Here is an 18,954-nt window from a genome sequence, read left to right as displayed (position 1 = left end):
TAACTATCTTTGAAAAAAAATTATGATGAAAAAATATGTAACCCTTATATTTCTCCCGCTTTTGTTCGGCTGTGCCGAATTACAACAAATAGCCGATTCGCTTCCACAGGAAGGAACAGGAATTTCTAATGCCGAAGTAGCCGCAGGCCTGCGACAGGCGCTCAATTTTGGGATAGACAAGCAGGTGACCAAACTAACACAGGAGGATGGCTTCTTTAAAAATGAACTGGTGCGCATTGGGCTTCCTCCCGAATTACAAAAAGTAGATCAAACCCTACGCGACATTGGGTTGAGTTCTCTGGCCGATGAAGGTTTACGTGTGCTCAACCGGGCCGCTGAAGATGCGGTACAGAAAGCCACACCTATTTTTGTAGATGCCGTAAAGCAAATTACCTTCACCGATGCTAAAAATATCTTACTGGGAGACGACATTGCCGCAACAACTTACCTTGCCAATAAAACCACAGAACCACTCTATTCAAAATTCAACCCTGTGATCACCAATTCCCTTGAAAAAGTGGGAGCCACCCAGGTATGGACAAAAATTATTGAAAGATATAACGCCATTCCGCTTACCAATAACGTCAATCCCGATCTTGCCGATTATGTGACACAACAAGCTCTTGAAGGGGTTTATACCATGATCGCAGTTGAAGAAAAGGAAATAAGGAACGACTTTTCTGCCCGTACCACCAATCTGCTGAAACGGGTTTTTGCTTTGCAGGACTAGAAAAGACTAAGGTTTAAGGATTAAAGTTTAATCCATTTTAGCTGTACAAAAAGTCTCGATTCTGTTGAAGCATTGCTGTTGCGAGTTGCGGGTTTTTCCTGTTGCAGGTTGCGCGCTGAAAATCTTTAATTACCTAAAGGTTAGAAAGAGGTTCCAAAAATGGCATTTTAAGGAGGAACAGTAATTTAAAATTTACTCCCTATACCTTAAGCATTACTCATTGAAAAATGGGGTTATGAACAGTGAATAATTCCTTTAAACCCTTGTAGAACCTCAACTCTATGAGTCTGCCTTATAACTTTTTAACAAGAGAGACCAGGGTTCAACACAGTTTTACCATTAAGTTAACTTTCAGTTATGAATTCTTCGAAAAACTGCAGGATATCTTTGCAGTATTAATATAAGTATATGTTTCGATTATTTGAACCCAGATCTACGTTGGAAAGGCTTCGTGAGAAGTACTGTTTTCTCATGCGCCGTTCTTTTGAGCTCGCTTTAGTGGATAAGCTGCGAAGTGACATGCTCAATGATAAGGCGTGCAAGATCTTAAAAGAGATCCGTCGTATGGAGCAGAGTCAGGATAAAACAGCCTGAACTTTCCTAAAGTAGGTAAAAGCAGCCTTAAGGCGCGACCCATACCAGCTAAAGTATTCCCCGTCCACAACCTGGATGCAGCCCAACTTCACTTCTTTTTTCAAAGCTTCTACATCTTTCTCTTTAAAAAGAAATGGTTCTGTAGAAAGCAGCACCACCTCCACCTCTCTTTCATCGAGCTGTTCCAGTGATATTTCAGGGTAACGGGAATCTTCTTCTAAAAAGGCATTTTTGAAGCGGTTAAGTTCCAGCAGGTGATCTATAAAAGTATCTTTCCCTGCCACCATCCACGGATTTTTCCAGATAAAATACGCTACTTTTCGCTCCGGAAAGTCTCTTAAATATTCTTGAAAACTAGCTTTTTCAAGCCGAATCTTTTCAATTATTTCTGAAGCTTTGCCGGTCACTTTAAAGATTTCGCCGTATTGCCTGATGAGTTCGAGGGAATCATCTATAGTGTAGATATCTGAAACATGAACGGGAGCGATCTTTTCAAGCTCCGTTACCATTTCCCGGGTATTTTCTTCCTTATTACAGAGGATGATATCGGGTTCCAGGGCTGCTATGCGGTCAAAATGCACCTGCTTGGTGCCTCCCACCACTTTTTTCTGCTTCCGAAGGTCTTCAGGATGTACACAGAATTTAGTTATTCCCAAAATTTGCTGCTCAAGCCCAAGATCAACCAGCAATTCAGTCTGGCTGGGCACCAGGCTCACAATTCGCTGCGGAACTTCCTTCAGCTCAATCTTCCGGTTTAACTGATCGTAAAATACTTTCATGAACTAAGAAAATGAGATGTCAAAAATGGCATTTTTGACAGGTTTTCTTCCGAAGAAATATCTATAAGAATGTTGCCATTTCCTGCTGTAGTTTTTCTGCTTCGCTTGCAGCTGCTTCAGCAAAATCCATTCCTTCCGAAGCATAGATAATAGCACGGGACGCATTTATTAGCAGGCCTACATTGCGGTTCATTCCAAACTTACATACTTCCGCCAAACTTCCACCCTGGGCGCCAACTCCCGGCACCAGGAGGAAACTTTCAGGAATAATCTTGCGTATCTCCTGCAGGTATTCGGCCTTTGTAGCACCTACTACGTACATGAGATTTTGCCCGTTATTCCATTTTTTAGAGGTTTTGATCACTTCTTTATAAAGTTCCTCGCCATTTATGGTTTGTGTCTGAAAATCATACGCCCCTGCGTTAGAAGTCAGGGCCAGTAAAATGGTGTGTTTATCTTCATAGGCCAAAAATGGCTCTACGGAATCTTTCCCCATGTAAGGGGCCACGGTGACCGAATCAAACTGCAAATCTTCAAAAAAGGCCTTTGCATACATGCCCGAAGTATTGCCAATATCCCCCCTTTTTGCATCGGCAATGGTAAAGATATCGGGATGATTTTCGTTCAGGTAGTTAATGGTTTTTTCCAGTGCTTTCCAGCCCTTTATTCCATGTGCTTCGTAAAAAGCCAGGTTGGGCTTGTAAGCCACAGCCAGGTGATGGGTGGCATCAATAATGGCCTTGTTAAAAGCGAAAACAGGATCTTCTTCTTTTAAAAGATGTTGAGGAATCTTCTCAAGGTCTACATCAAGCCCCACGCATAAAAAGGACTTTTTGAGGCGTATTTGTTCGGTAAGCTGGGAAGTGGTCATTGGCTGGAAATAAAAAAAGCTGCCGGAGTGCGGCAGCTTTTGGAATTATGTTCTAAAAAACGTCGGAATTCTCTTTCAGTTTTTCTGTGTTTTCTACTAGTTGTAATTCGTCGAGGATCTTCTGGATATCTCCGTTGATGATGTTCCCAAGATCGTAAAGGGTAAGACCAATTCGGTGATCGGTTACACGGCCCTGTGCATAATTGTAAGTTCGGATCTTTGCACTCCTGTCTCCGCTGGAAACCATAGAGTTTCTCTTGGCTGCATCGGCTTCCATTTTCTTGGCCAGCTCCTGCTCATAAAGCCTTGACCTCAACACGCGGAATGCCTTTTCCTTGTTCTTATGCTGGGATTTTTGATCCTGGCACTGCGCCACCAATCCTGTAGGGATGTGAGTTAAACGCACCGCGGAATAAGTGGTGTTCACCGACTGCCCACCTGGTCCTGAAGAACAGAAATAGTCAATTCGCACCTCTTTTGGATCGATCTCCACATCAAATTCTTCGGCTTCTGGTAATACCATAACCGTAGCGGCAGAGGTATGTACCCGCCCCTGGGTTTCAGTTTGCGGTACCCGTTGCACACGGTGTACCCCGGCTTCAAATTTTAATGTTCCGTAGACATCTTCGCCGGTCACGTCAAAAATGATTTCTTTGAATCCGCCGCTGGTACCCTCGCTAAAGTCAACGATCTGGTGTTTCCAGCCTTTGCTTTCAATATATTTAGTGTACATGCGGTAAAGATCTCCTGCAAAAATACTGGCCTCGTCCCCGCCGGTACCGGCACGAATCTCCATCACCACGTTCTTGGCGTCTTCGGGATCTTTTGGCACAAGCATCATCCTTATCTTCTCCTCCATTCCGGGAATCTGCTCTTTGGCTTCTTCGAGTTGAAGTTTGGCCATATCTGTCATCTCGGGATCACTGCCATCGGCGATGATCTCTTCGGCCTCTTTTTTATTCTCGATAAGGCTCACGTACTCGGCGCGAACGTCCATCAATTTCTTTAACTCCTTGTATTCTTTATTTAGCTCTATATAGCGCTTTTGATCGGCAATCACGTCGGGCTGAATGATCAGGTCATTCACCTCGTCAAAACGCTGCTTCACAATATTCAATTTCTCGATCATAACATCTCCTTAAAGCAGCAAATTTACGATAAATCTGTCGGATTTCTGAAAAGGATTTGTGCTGGAGATAAAAATTATTCAGCAAGGACATGTTCGATATTGCGAAGATATTTCTCGCAGAGTCTGCAAAGGAAAAAGCGCATAGATCGCAAAGTAATTCTAAATGATGCTTCTTTTGTATCTTTAGAACAATGAGTAAAATGAACAAAATAGGCCTGGGCGGAGGTTGTCACTGGTGTACCGAAGCAGTTTTCCAGTCGGTGGAAGGCGTGCTGAAGGTGGAGCAGGGATATATTGCTTCTGAAGCTCCAGCCGATACATTCTCTGAAGCTGTCATTGTGCATTACCTTCCAAAAATGACAAATTTGGAGCGGCTTTTAGAGGTGCATCTTCATACGCACAATTCCACTTCAAATCATTCGTTTCGGGATAAATATCGTAGTGCTGTTTACTTTTTCTCTTCGGAAGATGAAGTGGAAATTAGAAAGATCCTGAAAAAACTTCAGCAGCAATTTAAGGAACTCCTGGTGACGCAGGTATTGGCGTTCAATGAATTTAAGGCTTCGAGGGAGCAGATACAGGATTACTACCGAAAAAATCCGGATGCTCCTTTTTGTAGGAGATATATTGAACCGAAGTTGGAGGTTCTGGACAAAATTTCTCGCAAAGGGCGCAATTAAAATTTTCACACGAAGAGCACGAAGCAAAATAAATGAAGATCACAAAGAAAGGCAGTTAAGAAGAAACTGTTGTACTTTAGAATAATGAAGGAACAGGATTTATCATACCGGATCATTGGAATTGCACTTGAGCTTCACAAAATTTTGGGGCCGGGCCTGTTAGAATCGACTTATGAAAATGCTTTAGCTTATGACTTACGTGCTGCCGGTTTGGAAGTGAAACAACAACATCCCATGCCATTTTTCTATAAAGAAATTAAAATGGATGTAGGCTACAGAATTGACCTACTGGTTGAGAGTAAAATAATCATTGAAGTAAAATCTCTAGAAAATCTTGCTCCTGTACATTTTGCACAATTACTCACTTATTTAAAACTTTCGGAATTAAAAGTGGGTCTACTAATAAATTTCAATACAAAAATGCTCAAAGATGGCATTCACCGAATAGTTAATTGAAAAAATCAATTTTTCCTTCAATTTCTCTGTGCCCTTATTTAATCTTATTTTGCTTCGTGTGAAAATTGAAAACCTATTAGTATTCAAACTCCCCAAACTCACTTCTAATTGTCAATTTTTTCTCTTCTGAAGCTTCTACCCTACCCACTATTTTGGCATCTACGTTGAATGATTTTGAAATTTCAATAATATCTTCAGCTACTTTTTCATCAACATATAATTCCATTCTATGTCCCATATTGAACACCTGGTACATCTCCTTCCACTCGGTTTTGCTTTCCTGCTGAATGAGTTTGAATAAAGGCGGAACTTCAAATAGATTGTCTTTGACTACATGAACGTTATCTACAAAATGCAGGACTTTGGTTTGTGCGCCCCCGCTGCAATGAACTATGCCAAAAATGTCATTTTTAGAGTACTTTTCCAGGATCTTTTTAATTACCGGAGCATATGTTCTTGTAGGAGAAAGCACAAGTTTACCAGCATCCAGCGGACTGCCCTCAACTGCATCGGTGAGGTCTTTTGAGCCGCTGTAGATCAATTCAGCGGGAATTGAAGCATCAAAACTTTCAGGATATTTTTGAGCTAAACTCTTTCCGAAGACATCGTGACGTGCAGAGGTGAGTCCGTTACTGCCCATGCCACCGTTGTACTCTTTTTCGTAAGTTGCCTGTCCAAAAGAAGCCAGTCCAACGATCACATTTCCCGGTTTAATGTTTGCATTGTCTATCACATCACTCCGCTTCATGCGTGCAGTCACGGTAGAATCTACAATAATGGTGCGTACAAGATCACCAACATCGGCAGTTTCGCCGCCGGTAGAATGGATTTTTATTCCGAAGCCTTTGAGATCATGGAGCAATTCTTCGGTACCATTGATAATGGCAGAGATCACTTCACCCGGCACCAGGTTCTTGTTACGACCAATTGTAGAAGAAAGCATGATGTTATCTACCGCACCAACGCACAGCAGGTCATCAATATTCATGATCAATGCATCTTGGGCTATTCCTTTCCACACCTCAAGATCCCCTGTTTCTTTCCAGTACATATAGGCCAGGGAAGACTTTGTACCAGCGCCATCGGCGTGCATGATGAGGCAATAATCTTCATCACCTGTGAGATGATCGGGCACAATTTTGCAAAATGCTTTTGGAAAAAGCCCTTTATTGACATTCTTAATGGCATTGTGCACGTCTTCTTTCCCGGCAGAAACTCCGCGGCCGGCATATCTTTTACTTATTTCCTGGCTCATGTAGATAGATTTACGGTCAAAGATAATTAGTTTAGTTTTTTTGATCGTAGATTTATATAATAAAAAAGGCACTCCCATTGGAAGTGCCTATAAGTCTATTGAATACAAATTATCGGGTAAACAATAATTCCCTGTACTTGGTTAAGGTCCAGATCTCATCGTCTATTACCAGCTCGAGCTTATCGCAATGGTAGCGAATGGTCTCAAAGAATGGCTTCACATCATTACAGTATGCAAAGGCTTTTTCTTCGGCATCCTCCAGTTTGTTAGCTTTCTTACGGGCTTCGATCATTTCGGTAATGCCAGAATTGATCTTCTCAATACGTTCGGAGATTTCTTTAATGATCTCGAGTTGCTCTTTGGAGTGTTCTTTGAAATCATCAGCAAAGATCTCTTTAAGTCCGCGTACGTTTTTGATCAAAATGTTTTGGTACCTAATCGCGGTTGGGATCACGTGGTTGCGGGCAATATCACCAAGGATACGGCTCTCAATTTGCACTTTCATGATGTATTCCTCTAACTGAATTTCATGACGGGCTTCAATTTCCACATTATTCATGATCTCCAGCTCCTTATACATATCCATCGTCTTCTTGCTAACAAGAGCTTTAAGAGCTTCAGGAGTATTTCGATTGTTACTTAGACCCCTTTTTGCGGCTTCTTTTTCCCATTCTTCGGAATAACCATCACCTTCAAAACGAATATTCTTAGAGTCTTTGATGTATTCTCTCAGAACATTGAAGATGGCGTCATCCTTCTTCATCTTCTTATTCTTGATAAGACCATCAACCTTTTTCTTGAAATCTATCAGCTGCTTGGCAACAATTGCATTTAGAGCGGTCATGGGCTCTGCACAGTTTGCAGTGGAGCCTACTGCACGGAATTCAAATTTATTCCCGGTAAAAGCGAAGGATGAAGTTCTGTTCCTGTCGGTATTATCCAGAAGGATCTCAGGGATCTTTCCAACCACATTAAGTTTAAGTTCGGTCTTTTCTGCCGGAGAAAGTTTCCCATCGGTAACTTTTTCGAGTTCGTCAAGCACCTGGGTCAATTGAGAACCAATAAAAGTAGAGATGATAGCCGGCGGAGCCTCATTAGCACCTAACCTGAAGTCATTTGAAGCGCTGGCAATTGTAGCCCTTAACAGCTCCTCATTTTCATTTACAGCTTTTATGGTATTGATGAAAAAAGTCAAAAACTGAAGATTTTTCATCGGTGTAGAACCGGGTCCTAAAAGATTTACACCTGTATCTGTACTTAAAGACCAGTTGTTATGCTTCCCACTTCCGTTAATGCCTGCAAATGGCTTTTCATGGAACAACACGGTGAAGTTATGGCGCTCTGCTACTTTATGCATTACATCCATCAAAAGGGAGTTGTGATCTACTGCCAGGTTGGCTTCTTCAAAGATTGGAGCAAGTTCAAACTGGTTTGGTGCCACCTCGTTGTGCCTGGTTTTAACAGGTACTCCAAGAAGCATACATTCTTTTTCAAGATCGCGCATATAAGAAAGTACCCGCGAAGGAATAGAACCAAAATAATGATCGTCTAACTGCTGACCTTTAGCCGGAGAGTGCCCCAGCAAAGTTCTTCCAGCCAGCTGAATATCGGGCCTTGATGCTGCCAAAGCCGAATCTATAAGAAAATATTCCTGCTCCCATCCAAGAGTAGCCTGAACTTTACTTACATTTTTGTCGAAATATTTTGCCACATCGGTAGCAGCCTGGTCAACAGCCTGCAACGCTCTTAAAAGTGGCGTTTTATAATCCAGTGCATCTCCTGTGTAAGAAACGAATACACTGGGAATACACAAAGTAGTTCCATATATAAATGCGGGAGAAGTAGGATCCCATGCGGTATAGCCACGGGCTTCAAACGTATTTCTTATCCCCCCGTTCGGGAAACTTGAAGCATCGGGTTCTTGTTGTACAAGTTGCCCGCCTCCAAATTTTTCAATTGCAAGGCCATCACCAATAGTTTCAAAGAAAGCATCATGTTTTTCGGCAGTGCTTCCGGTAAGGGGTTGAAACCAGTGTGTATAGTGGGTGGCCCCTTTAGAAATGGCCCATTCCTTCATTCCGGTAGAGATATGATCGGCAATAGTACGGTCAATCTTTTTACCGGTGGCATTTGCTTCCTTTACACTCTGGTATGCTTCTTTAGTTAGAAATTGTCGCATTACGCTTTCGCTGAAAACATTGCGGCCAAAAAGTTCTGAACGCCGTTCGTTTTCTTCAATTTCTACAGGTTTGCGGTTCAAAGTCTCCTTGAGTGCCTGGAATCTTAAAGTTGCCATTTATTAATTGGTTTTATGGGTTAACAGCAACAAATATATTTAATAATTGTTTACACCCCCTAAAAAATTGGGGGATGTTTACAAAAATTTTATATTTTCTTAAGAAGACCCCTCAGGCAAAGCCTATCCTACAAAGGCAAGGCTTACAAACACAGCATAACCGGCAAAAAGCAGAAAACCTTTCCACCTGTTTAATGAATAACGCTTCGGAAGAAAAGCCAACGGAACCAGAATAAAAGCAATACCAATCATCCATAGAATATCGCTGCTTAATATCTCTGCTGAACTTACTACCACAGGCTGAATTAAGGCAGTAATACCCAGCACCGAGGCTATGTTGAAAATGTTAGAACCAATCAGGTTTCCAAGGGAAATGGCTTTTTCCTGTTTCATAGCTGCAATGACCGATGCTGCCAGCTCGGGCACACTCGTTCCTACGGCGATCATAGTAACCGAGATCACCCTCTCACTCACTCCCAAAGCCGATGCCAGGTCTACCGCACCCGAAACCAAAAATTCTGATCCAAAATAAAGGGCAGCACCTCCAATGACCAACCAAAGAACAGCCTTAAAATTTGAAGCCACTTTTAAATCGGGATCTACTTCATCGGGCTGAAGTTCCGGTTTCCGGCGGGCGCGACGAATCAATAAAACAAGGTAAAGCACAATAGCCCCTACCAAAACAACACCTTCTAAGCGCGATAATATATGTTCTGTAGAAAGAAAATAAAACAGCCCCAGGGAAAAAAGCATCATTATTGGCCAGTTGAACCTGTAGAATTCCCGGTCAATGATTAAAGGCGAGATCATGGCCGTAATACCAAGAACCAAACCTATGTTAGCAATATTAGAGCCGATGACATTACCCAGGGAAATATCTGAAAATCCTTCAAGGGCGGCCTGCAGACTCACCAGTAGCTCTGGCGCCGAGGTTGCAAAGGACACCACTGTAAGGCCAATTACCATTCGGGAAAGTTTCAGTTTCAAAGAAATCGCTACAGACGATCTCACGAGGAATTCACCTCCAACTACTAACAGAATAAAACCAAGGATAATAAATAGAATGCTCATCAATTTTTTTTGCGAAGATATGAGATTCTCAACGAATAGGCTTGTTTGAACCGTTTTGCAGAGCTTCACCTACACCAAAACCAGGACTTTAAGAGAGAATAAACCAGAGATTCGTTATTGGCGGTATTGAATGATCTCCCAAAAATGCCATTTTTGACACACCTTCCGGGAAGACCTTCGGAAGGCGATTTTGCTCCTATACCTTTCAAAAAGGGGAAATTGGGAACTAATTTCTATCTTTGATAGAAACCAACCGACATGAAAAAGACATTTTTCAAGACACTTTCGAAGATCAACAAAAAGGTTCTTCCCAGCTATTCAAAGCGACAGCTGGACCTGGCTAAAGCAACTAAATTTCAGAAAGCCCTTATCGGCTGGAAAACCTGGGTCACAAAGAACTCACTCTAAAGGTTCAAGGTTCAAGGTTCAAGGTTTAAGGTTTAAGGTTTAAGGTTCAAGGTTTAAGGTTTAAGGTTTAAGGTAAAAAAGGAAAACTTTACTACAACTATTAACCATTAACCATTAACTATTAACTGTTAACTGTTAACTACGAACTAATAGCTAACCAGCGAAACCACCTTATATGAATCCAGTTTTTCCTTTCCTTTTAAGAAGCTGAGATCCATTAAGAAACTGCACTGTACAATTTCCCCTCCCATTTTCTCGACCAGTTTACACGCAGCCGCAGCAGTACCTCCCGTTGCCAGCACATCATCGTGCACAAGGATCTTTTCACCTTTTTGTATTGCATCGCTATGCACCTCAAGTGTATCTTCCCCATATTCTAATGAATAGCTCTCCCGGTATGTATCGTAGGGCAATTTACCCGGCTTTCTAATGGGCACAAAACCTGCATTTAACTCCTGCGCCAAAAGTGTCGCAAAAAAGAAGCCGCGTGATTCTATTCCTACAACTTTATCTATTTTCTCACCTTCCAAAAATGACAAAAAAGCAGCCACTGTTTCTCTAGTAGCAGTGGCATCCTGCAGCAGGGGTGTTATATCCTTATAAACGATCCCTTTTTTGGGAAAATCATGTATATCTCTAATGTAAGCTTCAATATTAAACATATGCGCGGTTTCCTGCGAAGATAATAAGAAAAAAGCGTCTCTTCCCATTACCTCCATTACTCCTTTAGTAAAAATTCAACAAAGATTTATTACTCATTTAACTGGCACAAGTCTCTTCCATATATATTTTAGACTGAACCAAAAAAAGCCTGAAAAATGAAAAACTTAAAAGATCTATTCGAACATCAACTAAAGGATTTGTACAGCGCCGAGACCCAACTGGTAGACGCACTCCCAAAGTTGCAGAAAAATGCCAATGATGATAAGCTTAAAAAAGCTTTTGAAAAGCACCTAAAAGAAACCGAGGGGCATGTAAAGCGCCTCGAGGAAATTTGTGACAAACTGGGCATTAAACCTACGGGAGAAACCTGTAAGGCTATGCAGGGTCTTGTGAAAGAAGCTGAATCTTTTCTGAAAGAAGACACCGAAAAAGATGTGCAGGATGCAGGACTAATTGCCGAGGCCCAGAGAGTAGAACACTACGAGATCTCGGGATATGGTACGGCTGTACGTTATGCTAAAGAACTGGGACATGACGACATTGCTGCAAAACTTCAAAAAACTCTTGATGAAGAATACAAAGCCGACAATCTTCTCACCGACATGGCCGAAGATCGCCTGAACAGAAAGGCTAAATCCTAATTTGGAACCAGAAATCTTAAAAACCGCCTGCACTTTCGCAGGCGGTTTTGTTTTTTCATCCTAATAAATGCCTCAAAAAACATCTTTTTAAGAAAGTTTTTGTCGTCTTCTTCTTCAACTGTCAAAACGGAGTTAACCATCCAATTTTACGAAAACGATTGAGCAAATTTGCTTAAATTAAAGTGTTAGTAAAAGAGTTGGAAAAGAGACAGAAATATAGATCAAGAAATCATGAATAACGGGAAAATTAGAGAACTTACTTTGCGGCGTCTTTTAGACGATAACTTCGCAGGTTCGAAACTTTTTCGGGATTTGGCAGAATCCCTGGATGATGCTTCTTTAAAAAATTATTTTCAAAGCCTTGCTTCCCGGCGTACCCAATTCGCCATTGAACTTGGTGAGGAAATTCTATACTACACCGGGAAAAAAGCTCCAGCTTCTTCTTCTTCTTCTTCTTCTTCTTCTTCTTCTTCTTCTTCTTCTTCTTCTTCTTCTTCTTCTTCTTATACAGTGAGAAAACGCACCGGGTTATACGGGGAAAGCAGGAACAAATGCATAAAAAATGCTTTGCGGGCTAAAAAACTAAGCCTTCAGAAATACCAGGAAGCCTTATGCAGAATTTATGAAGGCAGCTGTCGCGAGGTCTTAATCAGGCACAAAGCCTATCTTGAGAACTGTGTTTTCGAGTTAAAAGCTCTAAAGAGCCTGCTTAAATACAGGGATCAAATAGAAGATCAACAAAATGAAATGAGCAGTCACCTTTAAAAACTGCTAATAAAATGTACGTGTAAAAAGCACCTTCGGTCCATCAGGGGGTGCTTTTACTTTTAAAACTATCCTCGGGTTTTTTTATATTGCCAATCCAATTTCAATCTTACCTATGAACAAAAAATACTTCCTCTACATTCTGGCATTTTTGAGCCTGCAGGCAGCCTATGCCCAAACGTCTGATCTCACTGTAGAAAAGATCATGCAGGATCCTTCCTGGATGGGTACTTTTCCTTCAAACGTGCAGTGGGGCCCGCACAGCGAATACATTTATTTTAATTACAACCCCGATAACAGTCCTGCCGATTCCCTCTACAGGATATCCAGAAAAGACCTGAACAAGATAGAAAAGGTTTCATGGCAGGATGAGCAAAAACTCCTTCCGCAGAGAGGGGATTTTAACCAGGTCCGCAATAAAAAGGTGTACACCCGCGATGGAGATCTCTTCCTGTACGACCTGCGTAAAAAAAAGGAGGAAAAGTTACTGGAACTCAGCGGGAGCCTATCAGACCCTCAGTTTTTGTACAATGAAAATAAAATTAGTTTCGTCTTTGACAATAACGCATTCGTTTATGATCTAAGTACGGGAAAGATCACTCAACTCACCAATATCCAGACGGGTAGCCAAAAAGAGCAAAAAGACAAAGAGCTTTCTGCACAAGATCAATGGCTGCAAGATGAAAACCTGCAACTGCTCGAAGAAGTAAGAAAGCGGAAAGAAAACAAAGAAGCACAAAAAACTTACCGTGACATGACTGCAAAGCCGGAAGTGTTTACCTTTTACACCGGCGACAAGCACCTGCGAAACCTACAGGTATCCCCCAATGGCGAATATGTGACTTTTCAGCTTATCACTACCGCCGAAGCAAAAGATACTGATGTTCCCGATTACACCAATCTTACAGGTTACACAGTGAATCTTCCTGCCCGTAGCAAAGTAGGCAGCGAGCAGGCAAAACTGGAAGCCATGGTGTACAACCTGGAAAAGGACACTGTTTTCAAAGTAGATACAGAAAATCTTCCCGGAATTAAAGATCTGCCCGATTTTGTAAAAGATTATCCCGATAAAGAATGGGAAGAAGAAGTAAGGGAAGTGTACCCCAACGGCGCCTGGTTCTCGAATGATGGAAATAAGGCTGTGATGGTAATTCGCTCCAAAGACAATAAAGATCGATGGATTGCCGCATTAGACCCTAAAACAGGAAGCTTGAAATCCCTGGACAGGCAGAGAGATGAAGCCTGGATCTCCGGCCCCGGAATAGGCTATTCCTGGAGTGGTGGTAATATTGGCTGGCTAAACGACAATAAGACCATTTATTTTCAAAGTGAAGAAACCGGGTATTCACACCTCTATCTTCTCGATGTTAATTCGGGCAAAAAAACACAGTTGACCAAAGGTGATTTTGAAGTTTTTGACCCCATTCTTTCCAATGACGGAAAAAGCTGGTATCTCACTACTTCGGAAGTTAATGCCGGCCAGAGACATTTTTACAAAATGCCGGTAAGTGGGGGTAAAATGCAGCAACTTACTACACTTACCGGAAATAATGAAGTCTCCCTGTCGCCAGATGAAGATTATATGGCAATACGATATTCGTACTCCAATAAGCCCTGGGAACTTTATTTGAAGAAAACTTCTGCTTCAGCCGAAGCTAAACAGGTGACCACAGGCCAGTCTGAAGAATTTCAGCAGTATAACTGGAGAGAACCGGAGCTTGTAAAGTTCGAAGCCACAGATGGTGCCATGGTTCCTGCCCGGTTGTACAAACCTTCAGCCAAGGCAAAGAATGGTGCTGCGGTGGTATTTGTTCATGGTGCCGGTTACTTACAAAACGCACATAGCTGGTGGTCCAGCTACTTCAGGGAATATATGTTCCACAACCTGCTGGCCGATCTTGGCTACACGGTTCTCGACATAGATTACCGCGGAAGTGCAGGTTATGGCCGTGACTGGCGCACCGGCATTTACAGGCATATGGGCGGTAAAGACCTTAGCGACCAGGTAGACGGTGTAAAATATTTAATTGCTGAACATGGCGTAAACCCAGAGAAAGTCGGAATTTACGGCGGCAGTTACGGTGGGTTCATCACTCTCATGGCTATGTTTACTGAAGCCGAAACATTTGAATCTGGCGCTGCTTTGCGTTCAGTGACAGACTGGGCTCACTACAACCATGGCTATACCTCAAACATACTCAACGAGCCGGTAAATGACCCTATTGCCTACAGGCGCTCTTCCCCTATTTATTTTGCTGAAGGTCTTGAAGGGAACCTGCTAATAGCACACGGTATGATAGATGTTAATGTGCATTTTCAGGATGTAGTGAGATTAGCCCAGAGGCTCATCGAACTTAAAAAAGAGAATTGGGAAATGGCCGTGTATCCGGTAGAAGATCACGGTTTTACCGAACCAAGCAGCTGGACCGATGAATACAGGAGAATCCTGAAGTTATTTAATGAAACCCTGTTAGATTAACCTGCCAAAAAGGGCAAAAAGAGGCTGTCTTTAAAGCTGTAAAATGTCATTCTGAATTTATTCAGAAGCATACTTCACTCACCTTCAGAAGCATACAATATCTGAGACGTTTAAAGGATCACAAAACAGAGCTTTAAGGGCAGCCTCTTTGCATTCGCCCCAGCCTTTCGCTTCCAGATTTACAGTATTTTTCCTACCTTTAATAATCTAATTTACTTCTACCATGAAAAAGATCCTCGTAGCGATCAACATTGAGAAAAATGCCGATCGTTTAATAGCCAAAGCCGAAGAAATTGCTCAGGCTTTCGGATCCAAGATTTGGATCCTTCACGTAAGCGAACCCGACCCCGACGATTACCTTGGGCTGGAAGCCGGACCACAATACGCTCAGGACAAAAGAGTGGAAAACCGGAAAAAAGAAGGCGAACTTGTTAAGCGCATGGCCGAAAACCTGCGCCAAAAGAACATTGAAGCCGAAGCTGTACAACTTAAAGGGTCAACGGTAAAAATGATCAAAAAAGAAGTGCAGAATATCAATGCCGACCTGCTTATTGCCGGACACCACAAAAAGAACTTTTTCTACGATATGTTTGTAGGAAGCATAAAACAGGAACTAATTGACGATCTGGATGTTCCCGTTCTACTGGTGCCTGTAAAACATAGATCTTAATCTGTTTGAAGAAAGGACTACAATGAATTTCCAGCTAATTTGTAGGAATTTTCTTCATTTATTTATTACCCTACAGGTCAAAGAGGACTTTTTTGTCGCCTAACGACCCAACTTCGTAGTTTTCAATAGGTCGAGGGAATATATTTTGTTTATATTTGTTTCGCCTTTAACAAAATATTAGGAGCAAAGGCAGGTTTTATACTTGTATCCCCCTGCGATGAGAGAAAACTGCTGGAAAGAAATTTTTGAAGCCATTCCCTTTGCCTGTTTGGTCTTAGAACCGCAAGAGTGCAATGCATTCATGATGGTAGAGGCTAACACAGCCTATCTTGAATTACTGGGTAGATCCCGCGAAGATCTATTGGGTAAAGACAGTAGGGAAATTTTCTCATCCAATGTCAACCTCAGCGAATATGGACCTGACTCCTTCTTTGCGACTTTAGAAAAAGTCGTAAGGTTAGGAGAAAAAGAAGAGGTAAACGACCTCCGGTACGACGTAGAAAATAAAGTTACGGGAGAACTTGAAGAACGCTATTTCAGTTCTCAGAATTTCCCAATAAAGAACGAAGCCGGAAAAGTGGAAGTGATCCTGCACTGCGCCCGGGAAGTTACGGCAGAGAATAAACGCAAGAAACGCGATAAAGAAATTGAAGAAGAGCTCAGTTTAAGCCGCCAACAATTCAAGAACTTTATAAGGAGTAACCCCGACGGACTTTACAGGCTTGACATGCAGGGAAATTTTCTACATATCAATGAGAGCCTTGCCATGATGGCCGGCTTACCTGCAGAAGAGTTAATCAAAAGTAACTTTATAAATTTTTGCACTCCTCATGACCAGGATCTTGTTATTGAACATTTTGAAAGGTCCCGTCAAGGAAAAGTAACTTCATTTGAAGCCGAATTCCTATCGGCTACAGGTAACCTGGTTGCTCTTAAGATCCTGCTAATGCCTATGTTTTTAAAGGGCAGTGTAGCCGAAGTTCATGGAATTGCTAAAGATATCACTCAGCTAAAGCACAGCGAAAAGGTGATTATGGAGAAAAGTCGTTTTCTTGAAGTGAACGCTGCTTTTGTAAGTTCCCTCCTTGAAAAAGAAATTAATCAGGAAGCACTTCAACAAACTTTTGGAGTCATAGCCGAAACCGTTGAAGTCGACAGGATGTACTATTTTGAGGCAAACTCCGATCCTGAAACCGGTGAAATATTGATAAGTCAAAAGGTAGAATGGTGCAGCGAAAAAACCATTCCTCAAATTGATAATAAGGAGCTGCAGAATATGCCCATAAAGAAGGTACAGGAAATTACTGCTCCCCTTGTAAAAAACCTTCCATTCACTGCCATTTTAGACGAACTTGCTCCTGGTGAGCTAAGAGAAATTTTTATTGAGCAGCAAATCAAATCTATGTTGTTGCTGCCAGTTTTCGTAGGAGATTCGCTTACCGGCTTTGTGGGGTTTGATGACTGTACATATCAGCGCATCTGGAAAGAAGAAGAAATCACCTTTTTAAAAGGTCTTACCCAAAACCTGACTAATGCTTTTGAACGCAATGCCGCTCTTAAGAAAGCCAAACAAAGCGAGGAAGAACTTAAATTGAGTGAACAAAAATTTCGGGCTCTGGTTCAGGAAGGTGCCGATCTTATTGGGATTTTAGATATTTATGGATGCTATTCTTTTGTAAGTGAGAACTACAAGAAGATTCTTGGTTTAGAACCGCAGGAGCTCATAGGGAAGAATGCACAATGTTTCATTCATCCTGAAGACTGGCCCAGGGTAAACCAACAGTTCTACCAGTTAAAGAATCAAAAACAGGTGAAAATCTCACCTTTTAGATTTAAGAATAAAAATGGTGAATATCGGTGGGTACAGACCACCGCTACCAATCTTTTAAACGATTCTGCCGTTAAAGGAATTGTAGCCAATTCTCTTGATATTACCACAGTGATTGAGCAGGCCAGGGAAATCGAGCATATCAACGAACGTTATCAATTGGCAGCAACGGCAACACAAGATCTTATTTACGATTGGGATCTCATTAAAAACAAAGTCACCCGTTTCCACAGAGGGCCACAGGAGCTGTTTGGATATTCTTCGGAAGCAGTAGGTCAATATGATTTCTGGAGAAATAATGTGCACCCCGAAGATAAACAGGCTGAAAAGAAAAAACTGGCAATTGTAATTTCCAATCCAAACGAAAATTTTATAAAAACAGAATACCGCTTCAGGAAAGCCGACTGCACTTATGCCCGGGTGGTAGATCGCGGTTACATCATTAGAGATTATACCGGTAAGGCACTACGGCTTATTGGTGCCACCAGCGATATTTCAGAAATAATCACAAAAAGGGAGGCCTTAAAGGTCGCCAACAAACGTTTTAAGATGGCCATGAAAGCCACCAATGAAATGATTTGGGACTGGGAGATCGAGACCGATTCGGTAACGCGAAGTAAAGGCTATAAGAAGATCTTTGGTTATGACACCAACGAAGCCACTACAGTACACGCCTTTTGGCTCAGGAAAGTGGTTGATGAAGACAGGAATAAGGTACAACGCTCTCTTGCCGATGCCATAAACAATACCGAGGTCAAAAAATGGAAACTGGAATACAGGTTTGTAAAAGCCGATGGCATGATTGCCCACATCATAGATCGCGGCTATATTTTACGGGACAGCAACGGCAAAGCAACGAGAATGGTGGGCGCGGTGCTCGATGTAACGAACTCCAGAAGACTTTTGCAAAAAGTTCAAAAGCAAAATAAGGTGCTAAAGGAAATAGCCTGGGAACAGTCTCACGTGGTAAGAGCCCCACTGGCACGCATAAAAGGCCTTTTACACCTGCTGGAAGAAGAGTTGTTTGAAGAAATGTCGAAAGATGAGATCCTGTTTCACATGAAAGAATCGGCTAACGAGCTCGATGATATAATTCGGAATATTGTAGAAAAAACTGAAAAGATTAATGTTGAAGCCAGATAATTCAGGTCGTTTGGAAATTCTGGTAGTAGATGACGATAAAGTAGTGACTTTATTGCACAAGAGCAGTCTGAAATCTTCTGGAATTGAACATTCTCCGGTACTTTGCTACAACGGTAAGGAAGCGCTTGACTATCTTAGGAAGCACGACAAACCCGGAAAGCACTTCCTGATTTTGCTCGACCTCAACATGCCCGTACTTGACGGCTGGAAGGTGTTGAAAAGACTCAAAAAAGACCCCATGCAGGCCCAGGTATTCGTGGTGGTGGTGACATCTTCAATCAACCATCAGGATGCTGTAAAAGCCCAAAAGTTTGAGCACGTAATTCATTTTTGCCGCAAGCCTTTAACAGTAGCGTGTACCCAAAAGATCAAAAACCTGGAGCCTCTTCGAAAATTCTTCTTTCAGAACGTGGAGGAAAATCAGAAAAAATAAAGAAGGGTGTCAAAAATGGCATTTTAAGAGCCCAATATTCTTCAGAAATTTTTATCTTGAAAC

The 18,954-nt window shown here is 41.9% G+C and carries 18 protein-coding genes; 11 read left to right on the top strand and 7 right to left on the bottom strand.

The genetic code is table 11. From position 1 onward, the window contains the following. Nucleotides 1–25: 25 nt before the first annotated feature. Nucleotides 26–730 (top strand): DUF4197 domain-containing protein, encoded by a 705-nt coding sequence (locus VS868_RS12205; protein WP_345599833.1) that lies wholly within the window; start codon nucleotides 26–28, stop codon nucleotides 728–730. Nucleotides 731–1,138: 408 nt separating this feature from the next. After that, nucleotides 1,139–1,324 (top strand): Lacal_2735 family protein, encoded by a 186-nt coding sequence (locus VS868_RS12200; RefSeq protein ID WP_266070749.1) that lies wholly within the window; start codon nucleotides 1,139–1,141, stop codon nucleotides 1,322–1,324. On the opposite strand, the gene VS868_RS12195 is transcribed toward VS868_RS12200, so the two are convergent. From VS868_RS12195 to prfA, 3 genes are all read right to left on the bottom strand, one after another. After that, nucleotides 1,306–2,103, bottom strand: coding sequence for a helical backbone metal receptor (locus tag VS868_RS12195; RefSeq protein ID WP_345597853.1), 798 nt, complete (start codon nucleotides 2,101–2,103; stop codon nucleotides 1,306–1,308). The two genes, VS868_RS12200 and VS868_RS12195, sit on opposite strands and share 19 nt — an antisense overlap. A 61-nt stretch (nucleotides 2,104–2,164) precedes the next feature. Further along, a complete protein-coding gene (gene pyrF / locus VS868_RS12190) occupies nucleotides 2,165–2,974 on the bottom strand; it encodes an orotidine-5'-phosphate decarboxylase (protein ID WP_345597851.1) in 810 nt (269 codons plus the stop codon). A 52-nt stretch (nucleotides 2,975–3,026) separates the two neighbouring features. Beyond that, entirely contained in the window at nucleotides 3,027–4,103 is a 1,077-nt protein-coding gene (gene prfA, locus VS868_RS12185; RefSeq protein ID WP_266070752.1) for a peptide chain release factor 1, read from the bottom strand. A gap of 200 nt (nucleotides 4,104–4,303) precedes the next feature. On the opposite strand from prfA, the gene VS868_RS12180 reads away from it, so the two are divergent. Then, nucleotides 4,304–4,783: a peptide-methionine (S)-S-oxide reductase gene (locus tag VS868_RS12180; RefSeq protein WP_306419793.1), complete on the top strand. Its 480-nt coding sequence runs from the start codon at nucleotides 4,304–4,306 to the stop codon at nucleotides 4,781–4,783. An 84-nt stretch (nucleotides 4,784–4,867) separates the two neighbouring features. Continuing rightward, nucleotides 4,868–5,239 (top strand): GxxExxY protein, encoded by a 372-nt coding sequence (locus tag VS868_RS12175; protein ID WP_345597845.1) that lies wholly within the window; start codon nucleotides 4,868–4,870, stop codon nucleotides 5,237–5,239. 76 nt (nucleotides 5,240–5,315) lie between these two features. On the opposite strand, the gene VS868_RS12170 is transcribed toward VS868_RS12175, so the two are convergent. The 3 genes from VS868_RS12170 to VS868_RS12160 all read right to left on the bottom strand — a co-directional run bounded on the left by VS868_RS12170 (nucleotide 5,316) and on the right by VS868_RS12160 (nucleotide 9,861). Next, nucleotides 5,316–6,494: an AIR synthase related protein gene (locus VS868_RS12170; RefSeq protein WP_266070756.1), complete on the bottom strand. Its 1,179-nt coding sequence runs from the start codon at nucleotides 6,492–6,494 to the stop codon at nucleotides 5,316–5,318. 109 nt (nucleotides 6,495–6,603) lie between these two features. Then, a complete protein-coding gene (locus VS868_RS12165) occupies nucleotides 6,604–8,790 on the bottom strand; it encodes a glutamine synthetase III (protein ID WP_266070757.1) in 2,187 nt (728 codons plus the stop codon). A gap of 123 nt (nucleotides 8,791–8,913) precedes the next feature. Then, a complete protein-coding gene (locus VS868_RS12160; protein WP_345597840.1) occupies nucleotides 8,914–9,861 on the bottom strand; it encodes a calcium/sodium antiporter in 948 nt (315 codons plus the stop codon). A 258-nt stretch (nucleotides 9,862–10,119) separates the two neighbouring features. Here VS868_RS12160 and VS868_RS12155 point away from each other — a divergent pair, with 258 nt between their 5' ends. Further along, nucleotides 10,120–10,269, top strand: coding sequence for an SsrA-binding protein (locus VS868_RS12155; protein ID WP_266070759.1), 150 nt, complete (start codon nucleotides 10,120–10,122; stop codon nucleotides 10,267–10,269). Nucleotides 10,270–10,415: 146 nt separating this feature from the next. On the opposite strand, the gene VS868_RS12150 is transcribed toward VS868_RS12155, so the two are convergent. Beyond that, the gene (locus VS868_RS12150) at nucleotides 10,416–10,931 is read right to left on the bottom strand and encodes an adenine phosphoribosyltransferase (RefSeq protein ID WP_266070760.1); all 516 of its coding nucleotides are present in this window, start codon (nucleotides 10,929–10,931) and stop codon (nucleotides 10,416–10,418) included. Nucleotides 10,932–11,087: 156 nt separating this feature from the next. Here VS868_RS12150 and VS868_RS12145 point away from each other — a divergent pair, with 156 nt between their 5' ends. The 6 genes from VS868_RS12145 to VS868_RS12120 all read left to right on the top strand — a co-directional run bounded on the left by VS868_RS12145 (nucleotide 11,088) and on the right by VS868_RS12120 (nucleotide 18,891). Continuing rightward, the gene (locus tag VS868_RS12145) at nucleotides 11,088–11,573 is read left to right on the top strand and encodes a ferritin-like domain-containing protein (protein ID WP_266070761.1); all 486 of its coding nucleotides are present in this window, start codon (nucleotides 11,088–11,090) and stop codon (nucleotides 11,571–11,573) included. 231 nt (nucleotides 11,574–11,804) lie between these two features. Beyond that, nucleotides 11,805–12,338, top strand: a complete 534-nt coding sequence (locus VS868_RS12140) for a DUF2383 domain-containing protein (RefSeq protein ID WP_345597837.1) — start codon at nucleotides 11,805–11,807, stop codon at nucleotides 12,336–12,338. A 115-nt stretch (nucleotides 12,339–12,453) separates the two neighbouring features. Continuing rightward, a complete protein-coding gene (locus VS868_RS12135) occupies nucleotides 12,454–14,817 on the top strand; it encodes a S9 family peptidase (protein ID WP_345597836.1) in 2,364 nt (787 codons plus the stop codon). Between the two features lie 223 nt (nucleotides 14,818–15,040). After that, entirely contained in the window at nucleotides 15,041–15,487 is a 447-nt protein-coding gene (locus VS868_RS12130; RefSeq protein ID WP_266070764.1) for a universal stress protein, read from the top strand. 217 nt (nucleotides 15,488–15,704) lie between these two features. Beyond that, entirely contained in the window at nucleotides 15,705–18,458 is a 2,754-nt protein-coding gene (locus VS868_RS12125) for a PAS domain-containing protein (RefSeq protein WP_345597833.1), read from the top strand. Continuing rightward, entirely contained in the window at nucleotides 18,442–18,891 is a 450-nt protein-coding gene (locus VS868_RS12120; RefSeq protein ID WP_345597831.1) for a response regulator, read from the top strand. The genes VS868_RS12125 and VS868_RS12120 overlap by 17 nt, the downstream gene beginning before the upstream one ends. Nucleotides 18,892–18,954 lie beyond the last annotated feature (63 nt).

Source organism: Salinimicrobium sp. 3283s (genome assembly GCF_039602225.1).
GTDB classification, from domain to species: Bacteria; Bacteroidota; Bacteroidia; order Flavobacteriales; family Flavobacteriaceae; genus Salinimicrobium; species Salinimicrobium profundisediminis.
The sequence above is the reverse complement of the archived record's forward strand: the minus strand, read 5'-3'. Positions and strand labels throughout refer to the sequence as shown.

Bases quoted from the DNA above. Each gene is read 5' to 3' on its own strand.
- VS868_RS12150 (WP_266070760.1), bottom strand. From the start codon at position 10,931: ATGTTTAATATTGAAGCTTACATTAGAGATATACATGATTTTCCCAAA.
- VS868_RS12120 (WP_345597831.1), top strand. From the start codon at position 18,442: ATGTTGAAGCCAGATAATTCAGGTCGTTTGGAAATTCTGGTAGTAGAT.
- VS868_RS12165 (WP_266070757.1), bottom strand. From the start codon at position 8,790: ATGGCAACTTTAAGATTCCAGGCACTCAAGGAGACTTTGAACCGCAAA.
- VS868_RS12160 (WP_345597840.1), bottom strand. From the start codon at position 9,861: ATGAGCATTCTATTTATTATCCTTGGTTTTATTCTGTTAGTAGTTGGA.
- prfA (WP_266070752.1), bottom strand. From the start codon at position 4,103: ATGATCGAGAAATTGAATATTGTGAAGCAGCGTTTTGACGAGGTGAAT.
- VS868_RS12180 (WP_306419793.1), top strand. From the start codon at position 4,304: ATGAACAAAATAGGCCTGGGCGGAGGTTGTCACTGGTGTACCGAAGCA.
- VS868_RS12200 (WP_266070749.1), top strand. From the start codon at position 1,139: ATGTTTCGATTATTTGAACCCAGATCTACGTTGGAAAGGCTTCGTGAG.
- VS868_RS12135 (WP_345597836.1), top strand. From the start codon at position 12,454: ATGAACAAAAAATACTTCCTCTACATTCTGGCATTTTTGAGCCTGCAG.
- VS868_RS12205 (WP_345599833.1), top strand. From the start codon at position 26: ATGAAAAAATATGTAACCCTTATATTTCTCCCGCTTTTGTTCGGCTGT.
- VS868_RS12140 (WP_345597837.1), top strand. From the start codon at position 11,805: ATGAATAACGGGAAAATTAGAGAACTTACTTTGCGGCGTCTTTTAGAC.
- pyrF (WP_345597851.1), bottom strand. From the start codon at position 2,974: ATGACCACTTCCCAGCTTACCGAACAAATACGCCTCAAAAAGTCCTTT.
- VS868_RS12155 (WP_266070759.1), top strand. From the start codon at position 10,120: ATGAAAAAGACATTTTTCAAGACACTTTCGAAGATCAACAAAAAGGTT.
- VS868_RS12170 (WP_266070756.1), bottom strand. From the start codon at position 6,494: ATGAGCCAGGAAATAAGTAAAAGATATGCCGGCCGCGGAGTTTCTGCC.
- VS868_RS12175 (WP_345597845.1), top strand. From the start codon at position 4,868: ATGAAGGAACAGGATTTATCATACCGGATCATTGGAATTGCACTTGAG.
- VS868_RS12125 (WP_345597833.1), top strand. From the start codon at position 15,705: ATGAGAGAAAACTGCTGGAAAGAAATTTTTGAAGCCATTCCCTTTGCC.
- VS868_RS12130 (WP_266070764.1), top strand. From the start codon at position 15,041: ATGAAAAAGATCCTCGTAGCGATCAACATTGAGAAAAATGCCGATCGT.
- VS868_RS12145 (WP_266070761.1), top strand. From the start codon at position 11,088: ATGAAAAACTTAAAAGATCTATTCGAACATCAACTAAAGGATTTGTAC.
- VS868_RS12195 (WP_345597853.1), bottom strand. From the start codon at position 2,103: ATGAAAGTATTTTACGATCAGTTAAACCGGAAGATTGAGCTGAAGGAA.